Here is an 8,123-nt window from a genome sequence, read left to right as displayed (position 1 = left end):
AGATGCCAGCTCATATTCACTGTGCGTTGTAATGTCGTGACTACACTAAAACCAGTACTGACATAACTTGCAGTTCGCATAGCTGCTTCGGCAATGCCAATCACAGGTGCTGACGTCATTTCACGGGCAGCATAAAGCGCAGGGTCACCAAAACAGGCAATAACATAAGCATCTACATCTAGAAGTTCACCTTGGCGGATTTCCTCTAACACACCTACGGCACTTAGTGCTTCATCATAATAACTTTCAATTGTTGCAGGGCCCATTTGAGGACTCATAGCAATAATTTGAGTATCAGAATTTGCGACTATCTTTGCTGATGCAGCAATTTTGTCAGTCATACTTTGGGTGGTATTAGGATTAATAATTTTAATTTTCATTGTACTTTTACCTTAGTCATTGCCGATTTAGCATGGGCAAGCGGTTGGTTAAGAAATCGGTAAATGACAAAACCGAATCCCATCCCAATAAACCATGTGAAATTAGCTAGCCCCGATAGTTGTGGTAAAAGTACGCAGAGAATAGGAATTAATGAAGCTGGAATTAAGGCATAAAAAGCAGAGTGGTTATAACCATTTTTGTACCAATACAAACCCTTGGTATCTAAAGTATATAAATCATCTACCACGATTTTCTGTTTTTTAACGAGGTAAAAATCGGCGAGCAATACACCAAAAAGTGGACCGATAAATGCACCTAAAATATCAATGGTGTAATGGATCACTTGAGGGTTATTAAACAAATTCCATGGGGTAATGAAAATTGAACCTACTGCTGCAATCATTCCCCCCATACGCCAGCTAATTTTGCTCGGTGAAACATTAGAAAAATCAAATGCAGGTGAAACAAAGTTAGCAACAATATTAATTCCGATAGTGGCAATCATTAAGGTCAAACTACCTAAAATGACTACAAATGTGTTATCCAGTTTACCGACCATCTCGACAGGGTCTGTAATAAGTTTTCCATACACTGGAAGTGTTGCCGCAATACACACCACAGTAAGTAAAGAAAAGCCTAAGAAGTTAATTGGTAAGCCAAGAAAGTTCCCCATTTTAATCGCGTTAAAGCTTTTACCATAACGAGAGAAGTCGCCAAAATTCAGCATTGGTCCTGAAAAATATGAGACAACAAGCGCAATAGCACCAATCATGACTGGTACAACTGCAAAACCGTCGTATTGAACCCCACTTAAATTTAAATCAATATTCTGCCAGCCAGCTTTCCAGATCAGCCAGACTGCCATTGCAAACATCACAACGTAGACAGCCGGACCTGCCCAGTCAATAAACTTACGAATACTGTCCATGCCAGACCAGAAAACAATCGCTTGCAGTAACCAAAGCAGCATGAAGCCAACCCATCCTAAATAGGAAAGCCCAAGAAAGCCGTAAGTTGAAACATCAGCATAGACTGACCATTCTGGAAAGAACCTTAAAATGACCAATAAGAATGCACTTGAGGCCAAATAAGTTTGAATGCCATACCATGCGACGGCGATAAGACCCCGGATAACAGCAGGAATATTTGCACCAAGCACACCGAAAGTGGCACGACAAATCACAGGATAGGGCGTACCTGTTTGTTGGCTAGACTTGGCAATGAGGTTTGTAAAAAACTGAACAATTGCAATGCCGATCAGTAAAGATAGAAGTACCTGCCAGCTATTAAGCCCTAGTGCAAAAAGGCTTCCAGCCATGACATAACCACCGACGCTATGAACATCAGACATCCAGAAGGCAAAAATATTATAAGCGCCCCATGTTTGCTTTTTTAAAGGAGCTAAGTCTTGATTTGTCAGTTTTGCATCATAAGAAGGTTTAATTATTGCTTCGGTATTATTCATCTTGAACACTCACTTCCTTAAGATGGAGGCACTTTCAGCAGTATTGTTTTTCTGTCTAAAAGAATGAAATTAAAATTGTGTACAATGTGATATTTAAATTGTGCACAATTTTAATTGAGCAAAAGTTATGCCAAACTTGAGATGGAGTATTGATGAGTGATTTCGCTTGATATGATTTTGGAATATGAAGAGAGAGATTTATAAACGGAGACGTACTTAATTTTTTATAAAAAGCAAATAAATTTAGGTGTATAACTGAATATTTAGAGATCTAATATTGAATTGTTCAGCTCAGCATAGATGGTGTGAAAATGAGAGAAATATTTCCAAACGCTTAAGTTAAACTTACACTACTGTCATTAGATAAAGTTCTAAAAAGAGGAGACATTAATAAAAATGGAGAAATCAATGTCATCGAATGCACCAAAAAAAGCCGTAGAAATGAGCAATGATGAGATTGATGACCATATATATAACGCAATTGTAGATGCTATTTTAAATCGACAACTCGCTCCGGGCGCACGTTTAGTTGAAGCACCTTTATGTGAAGCATTTGGTGTAACGCGAGGAGTGTTAAGACGTGTTTTCGTCAAACTTGCACATGATAAGGTTATTGAAATTCAGCCCAATCGTGGGGCACTCATCGCAAAACATAGTGCAAATGAAACAAAAGAAGTCTTTGAAGCACGCAGCATGCTGGAAATCGCCACTGTAAAAAAACTAGCACAAAAGTCTCATCGCCTAGATTTTAGTGAGCTTCGGATTTTGGTAGAACAAGAGTCGCATGAGCGTTTAGCTGGAAATTGGGCCGAGTGGATTAAGCTATCAGGTCAATTTCATTTAAAGCTGATTGAAGCTAATCAAAATTCGATCATGTCCAGTTATTTGCAGACGCTTATTGCGAGGACTTCGTTATTAATTGGATTGTATGAAATTCCAAAACATAATAATTGTTCGGCAGATGAACACCGTGCAATTTTAGATGCCATTGAACAAGGTGATGAAAAACGAGCAACTCAATTGATGGAAGAACATTTAGAACACTACGCAACCACATTTATTGAAGAAAACAGTACAGTATCTGCCGAGCAAAATTTATTAAATTTATTTAAAAATAAGAAAATTGAAACACCTCAAACTAATTAAAAATCTGGGCCAATTCCTGTCGAAAAGGCCCAGATTGGTTATTTTATGGGAATGATTTGATGTGTTAAAAAATCAATAAATAGTTTTACTTTCTTCGATAAAATCTTACGATTTGGCCATGTGACATATAAGTGAAGTGGCTGACTGGTATAATCTTCCAAACATTTCTGTAACTTACCTTCTTTGTAATAAGGCTCTGCAATAAACTCTGGAAGAAAAACAATACCGTGATCTTTCAAACACATATCCAATAATAGTTCACCATTATTACACGTCATCACAGGGAAACAATTAAAAGACACTTCTTTCTGATCTTTTTGAAAAATCAATTTTTTATGTCGGCTATCTTGATAGTAAATTAGAAACTTATGTTCTTTAAGTTCTTCTAAAGAAGTAGGTAATCCATGTTGATTGAAATATTCAGGTGTTGCATATAAATAACGTTGATAGGTATTTAAAATTTTACTATTTGCCAAACTTGGCGCAGATCCATCTAAGCGTATGGTCAGATCAAATTTGTGTTGATTCACATCTAATAGCTGATCTGTCATAAATAAATCAATTTTAATACTGGGATATTTCTCAATAAAGTCTGAAATGATATGTTGAAGGAAAATGTTGCTAAAAGACATGGGCGTATTGAGCTTGAGTTCGCCTTCAGGATATTGCTGGTTATAGCTAATCTCGTAAGTTGCCCATTCAAATTCACTCAATATAACCTTGCAATGTTGGTAAAATTTTTCCCCACAACTGGTCAGATTCATTTGTCTGGTTGTTCGATTTAATAGCGTTGTTTTTAAATCATTTTCGAGGTAGCAAACACGTTTGGCTACCAAATCACGAGAAATATCGAGTGCTCTAGCTGCGCTACTAAAATTCCCATGTTCTACGACACTTACAAAAGTGGAAATACAGTCTAATCGATCCATGGATAACTAAAAATTAAAAAATATATATCCATGATTAAACTATAAAAATTAAAAAGCAATCATTGATTTGATTGTATCCATACAGGATACAGATTCGAGCTGTTTTGCTGTCTATGTTTTTACATTTTTATTTGTTTTGATAATAACCAGTAGGCAATTTTAAAAGCCTTATATAATGAATAATGGAGTTTAGACGTGAATAAATCACTTTTAGAACAACTATCACCAACCAATTGTCAGGTTATTTTTATTGATCACCAGCCGCAAATGGCTTTTGGGGTACAGTCAATAGATCGCCAAGTATTAAAGAATAATACTGTAGGGTTAGCAAAAGCAGCTAAAACATTCAATATTCCTGTCACGATTACGACAGTTGAAACTGAAAGCTTCTCTGGTCATACCTACCCAGAACTTTTAGATGTATTTCCAGATGCTCCTTTACTAGAACGTACTTCAATGAATTCATGGGATGATCAAAAAGTACGGGATTCGCTTGCAAGAAATAATCGTAAAAAAGTGATTGTTTCAGGTTTGTGGACTGAAGTGTGCAATAACACCTTTGCTTTTGGCGCCATGCTTGAAGGCGATTATGAGATTTATATGGTCGCAGATGCTTCAGGCGGCACATCGAAAGAAGCACATGACTACGCCATGCAACGCATGATTCAGGCAGGTGTTGTTCCGGTAACTTGGCAACAAGTATTACTCGAATGGCAGCGTGATTGGGCACACCGTGATACATACGATGCAGTTATGGCGATTGTACGTGAGCATTCTGGTGCTTATGGTATGGGTGTGGACTATGCCTATACGATGGTCCATAAGGCACCTGAGCGTACAACATCAAAACATGAAGTACTTGCACCAGTTCCTGCAAAATAAAACAGTACTGATTTAGGTAAAGGTATGTCTAGTATTCAATATTTAAGTGATATTAATACAGATATACCTTTATTTTTTTAGAACGATAATTCACAAGAATGGAGTTCAGAATGACCGAAATAAACCTCATACTTAAAAACGGTAAAATCACAACACTAGATCCTCAGAACCCCGAAGTACAAGCAATAGCGATTGCAGATGGTAAAGTCGTGCGCACGGGTACAACTGATGAGGTTATGAAACTCGCAACTCCAACAAGTAAAGTTGTAGACTTAAATGGTCGTCGCGTTATACCGGGTCTAAATGACAGTCATCTGCATATTATTCGTGGTGGTCTAAATTACAATATGGAACTGCGCTGGGAAGGTGTGCCATCCGTTGCCGATGCATTACGCTTACTCAAAGAGCAAGCAGATAATACGCTAGCTCCACAATGGGTTCGTGTAGTAGGCGGTTGGACTGAATTCCAGTTTGCTGAAAAGCGTTTACCGACTTTAGAAGAAATTAATAAAGCTGCACCAGATACTCCGGTATTCGTTTTACATTTATACGCCAGTGCCATGTTGAACCGAGCTGCCCTTGATGTATTAGGTTTTAATAAAGACACACCGGACCCGCCAGGTGGCAAGATTGTACGAAATGAAAAAGGTGAGCCAACAGGACTGTTGCTCGCAACGCCATCGGCTATGATTTTATATTCGACCTTAGGTAAAGCACCGAAATTGCCAGTTGAGGACCAAATCAACTCAACTCGTCATTTCATGCGTGAATTAAATCGATTAGGCATTACTTCAGCAATTGATGCAGGTGGTGGCGGTCAAAACTACCCTGAAGATTATGACGTGATTAAACAATTACATGATCAAAATCAAATGACGGTTCGAATTGCTTATAACCTATTTGCTCAGAAGGCAGGCCAAGAGCTTGATGATTATCGCCGCTGGACCGAAATGACATTTCCGGGCGATGGTGATGAGCTATTTAGAATGAATGGAGCAGGCGAGAACCTGACTTGGTCAGCGGGGGACTTTGAAGACTTCTATGAGCCACGTCCGGATTTACCAGAAAAAATGGAAGGTGAACTCGAAGCCATCGTAGAGCACTTGGCTGAAAAGAAATGGCCATTCCGTATTCATGCAACCTATGATGAAAGTATTAGTCGGTTACTCAATGTATTTGAGCGCGTCAATTCAAAACAGCCATTTGCGACACGATTTATTATTGACCATGCCGAAACTGTATCTGAGCGTAATATCGAACGTATTGGTGCGTTGGGTGGTGGTATCGCGATTCAGCATCGTATGGCATATCAAGGTGAGATTTTCGTAAAACGCTATGGTGCCGAAGCTGCCCAAGCAACGCCACCAGTCAAGAAAATGTTAGAACTCGGTGTACCTGTGGGTGCGGGAACAGATGCGACTCGTGTTGCATCTTATAACCCTTGGGTGTGTTTGTATTGGCTGACTACAGGTAAAACAGTAGGTGGGTTACCTTTGTATGATGAAAAAAATCTATTAGATCGTCAAACCGCCCTCAAACTCTGGACGAAAGGTTCGGCTTGGTTCTCAGGTGAAAAAGATATCAAAGGTTCACTCACAGCAGGGGAACTTGCCGACTTAGTTGTGTTGTCAGATGACTACTTTAAAGTTGAAGCAGAAGATATCCAGTGGATTGAGTCTGTACTCACTGTTTTAGGTGGAAAAGTGGTGTACGCAGGGGCAGAGTTTAAGCAAGACGATCCGCCGTTACCGCCAGCATCTCCAACATGGTCGCCAGTAAAACGCTTCGGTGGTCAGTGGCGCTTATCTGAAAACCGTAATGCACCATCGAATCAATCATTACAGTCACAAAGTGCATTGTGTGCATGTGCTAGTAGCTGTGGAATGCATGGACACAGCCACGCTTGGATGCTTGATGTTCCTGTAAATGATAAGGACAAAAAATCTTTCTGGGGCACACTTGGGTGCTCGTGTTTTGCATTTTAAATAAAACAGTATGGGAACCTGCCTCATTAAATAGCTTGTTTCCTTAAGGTATGTACGATGAAAATGTACTTGTTATCTTTGGCTGTAGGGTTGCTTGTTGGTGTCTTATATTATGTTTTAAATGTTAAGTCACCAGCTCCACCTCTTGTTGCATTAGTCGGTTTATTAGGCATGGTAATAGGAGAGCAACTGCTTCCTTTTATCAAATCCTATTTTTAATCCGTTTCATTCAAAAAAGCTAAATGGTGCCATGTCATTTAGCTTTTTATATTAATAAGTATCTTCAATTACTTTAAACGACGGCCTTGTTCATCAATGATCACTTCACCATCTTCTTTTGCAAAATAGCCTAAGTTTTGTGAATCTAAAATGTCTAGTACCATCTCAGAAGGGCGGCAAAGTCGCGTGCCTTTTGGTGTAACCACAAATGGGCGATTAATTAAAATTGGATATTGCACCATAAAATCAATTAACTGTTCATCGGTCCAATGGTCTTGTTCTAACTCTAAATCTTTATAGGGTTCAACATTTTTACGAATTGCTTCACGTACACTTAGGTTCGAATCCTTAATGAGTTGAATCAATTCATCTTTACTTGGCGGTGTTTGCAAATATTCAATAACGATAGGTTCAATTCCTGCATGACGAATAAGCGCCAATGTATTGCGCGAGGTCCCGCAAGCAGGGTTATGGTAAATCTTCACTAGCTCAGTCATGACAAATTTATCGATGAATTAAGATATTGCATTTATATATGGATATCCGTATATTTGCAATAACGAATATATTCTGTTGAAGATATGATCAACCAAGTCGATTTCTTTAAATGTCTATCTGACCAAACTCGGTTAAATATTCTTAAATTAGTTCTAAATAAACAAAATATTTGTGTCTGTGAGCTAACAGAACAGCTTGAGTTGAGCCAACCGAAAATCTCCAGACACTTAGCTTTGTTACGAACTCATGGCGTATTATTGGATGAAAGAAAAGGCCAGTGGGTCTATTACAGCTTAAATCCTGATTTACCTGTTTGGGCTTTAGATATTCTAAAGGTGATAGAAAATGACGAGAATGGGACAAATGTAAAACAACAAGATCAGCCTTTCATCACGACAACATGTTGTGATTAATCTTCCTAGATTTTGTCTTAGAAAATGCAGATTTATTTAGCATAAGTGTATTAGCCACTTGTGTATTGAATGCAATTAATTTCTTCTTAGAGTAGAACATGACCAAACAAGGGCTTTCCTTTTTAGATCGAAACCTGACGCTATGGATTTTTATAGCAATGGCTTTAGGTTTAGCGATTGGAGTTTTCTTTCCTCAGGCATCTGT

Annotated in this window: 9 protein-coding genes and 1 pseudogene; 6 read left to right on the top strand and 4 right to left on the bottom strand. The window is 38.5% G+C overall.

All coding sequences use genetic code 11. The features are described from left to right. Window positions 1-380: aspartate/glutamate racemase family protein (locus tag C1642_RS12300; protein WP_171304706.1), on the bottom strand; the 380-nt coding region annotated here is incomplete at its 3' end. After that, window positions 377-1,846, bottom strand: coding sequence for an NCS1 family nucleobase:cation symporter-1 (locus tag C1642_RS12295; protein ID WP_096640962.1), 1,470 nt, complete (start codon window positions 1,844-1,846; stop codon window positions 377-379). The genes C1642_RS12300 and C1642_RS12295, both read right to left, overlap by 4 nt. A 396-nt stretch (window positions 1,847-2,242) precedes the next feature. Here C1642_RS12295 and C1642_RS12290 point away from each other — a divergent pair, with 396 nt between their 5' ends. Next, entirely contained in the window at window positions 2,243-2,992 is a 750-nt protein-coding gene (locus tag C1642_RS12290; protein ID WP_103236389.1) for a GntR family transcriptional regulator, read from the top strand. A 38-nt stretch (window positions 2,993-3,030) separates the two neighbouring features. Here the strand turns inward: C1642_RS12290 and C1642_RS12285 are convergent, their stop codons facing one another. Beyond that, window positions 3,031-3,921, bottom strand: a complete 891-nt coding sequence (locus tag C1642_RS12285) for a LysR family transcriptional regulator (protein WP_000375416.1) — start codon at window positions 3,919-3,921, stop codon at window positions 3,031-3,033. Window positions 3,922-4,116: 195 nt separating this feature from the next. Between C1642_RS12285 and C1642_RS12280 the strand changes: the two genes are divergently transcribed. The 3 genes from C1642_RS12280 to C1642_RS12270 all read left to right on the top strand — a co-directional run bounded on the left by C1642_RS12280 (window position 4,117) and on the right by C1642_RS12270 (window position 7,007). Then, the gene (locus C1642_RS12280) at window positions 4,117-4,803 is read left to right on the top strand and encodes a hydrolase (protein ID WP_001043294.1); all 687 of its coding nucleotides are present in this window, start codon (window positions 4,117-4,119) and stop codon (window positions 4,801-4,803) included. Between the two features lie 110 nt (window positions 4,804-4,913). Next, window positions 4,914-6,788 (top strand): amidohydrolase, encoded by a 1,875-nt coding sequence (locus C1642_RS12275; protein ID WP_103236388.1) that lies wholly within the window; start codon window positions 4,914-4,916, stop codon window positions 6,786-6,788. A 57-nt stretch (window positions 6,789-6,845) separates the two neighbouring features. Then, window positions 6,846-7,007 carry a DUF1427 family protein gene (locus C1642_RS12270; RefSeq protein ID WP_000784879.1) on the top strand — a complete coding sequence of 54 codons (162 nt, stop codon included), beginning with the start codon at window positions 6,846-6,848 and terminating at the stop codon, window positions 7,005-7,007. A gap of 68 nt (window positions 7,008-7,075) precedes the next feature. Here the strand turns inward: C1642_RS12270 and arsC are convergent, their stop codons facing one another. Next, the gene (gene arsC / locus C1642_RS12265; RefSeq protein WP_000138010.1) at window positions 7,076-7,504 is read right to left on the bottom strand and encodes an arsenate reductase (glutaredoxin); all 429 of its coding nucleotides are present in this window, start codon (window positions 7,502-7,504) and stop codon (window positions 7,076-7,078) included. 84 nt (window positions 7,505-7,588) lie between these two features. Between arsC and C1642_RS12260 the strand changes: the two genes are divergently transcribed. Beyond that, window positions 7,589-7,918, top strand: a complete 330-nt coding sequence (locus C1642_RS12260) for an ArsR/SmtB family transcription factor (RefSeq protein ID WP_004841448.1) — start codon at window positions 7,589-7,591, stop codon at window positions 7,916-7,918. 98 nt (window positions 7,919-8,016) lie between these two features. Continuing rightward, window positions 8,017-8,123, top strand: a pseudogene (locus C1642_RS19270) (arsenical-resistance protein); the annotation flags it as partial.

This window comes from Acinetobacter sp. AKBS16 (assembly GCF_002899995.1).
GTDB classification, from domain to species: domain Bacteria; phylum Pseudomonadota; class Gammaproteobacteria; order Pseudomonadales; family Moraxellaceae; genus Acinetobacter; species Acinetobacter baumannii.
Note: the sequence above shows the minus strand (reverse complement) of the source record. Positions and strands in the feature narration are given on the sequence as shown.

What these genes read in the sequence shown, in the direction of transcription:
- C1642_RS12295 (WP_096640962.1), bottom strand. Translation starts at nt 1,846, where the DNA reads ATGAATAATACCGAAGCAATAATTAAACCTTCTTATGATGCAAAACTG.
- C1642_RS12290 (WP_103236389.1), top strand. Translation starts at nt 2,243, where the DNA reads ATGGAGAAATCAATGTCATCGAATGCACCAAAAAAAGCCGTAGAAATG.
- C1642_RS12285 (WP_000375416.1), bottom strand. Translation starts at nt 3,921, where the DNA reads ATGGATCGATTAGACTGTATTTCCACTTTTGTAAGTGTCGTAGAACAT.
- C1642_RS12275 (WP_103236388.1), top strand. Translation starts at nt 4,914, where the DNA reads ATGACCGAAATAAACCTCATACTTAAAAACGGTAAAATCACAACACTA.
- C1642_RS12270 (WP_000784879.1), top strand. Translation starts at nt 6,846, where the DNA reads ATGAAAATGTACTTGTTATCTTTGGCTGTAGGGTTGCTTGTTGGTGTC.
- arsC (WP_000138010.1), bottom strand. Translation starts at nt 7,504, where the DNA reads ATGACTGAGCTAGTGAAGATTTACCATAACCCTGCTTGCGGGACCTCG.
- C1642_RS12260 (WP_004841448.1), top strand. Translation starts at nt 7,589, where the DNA reads ATGATCAACCAAGTCGATTTCTTTAAATGTCTATCTGACCAAACTCGG.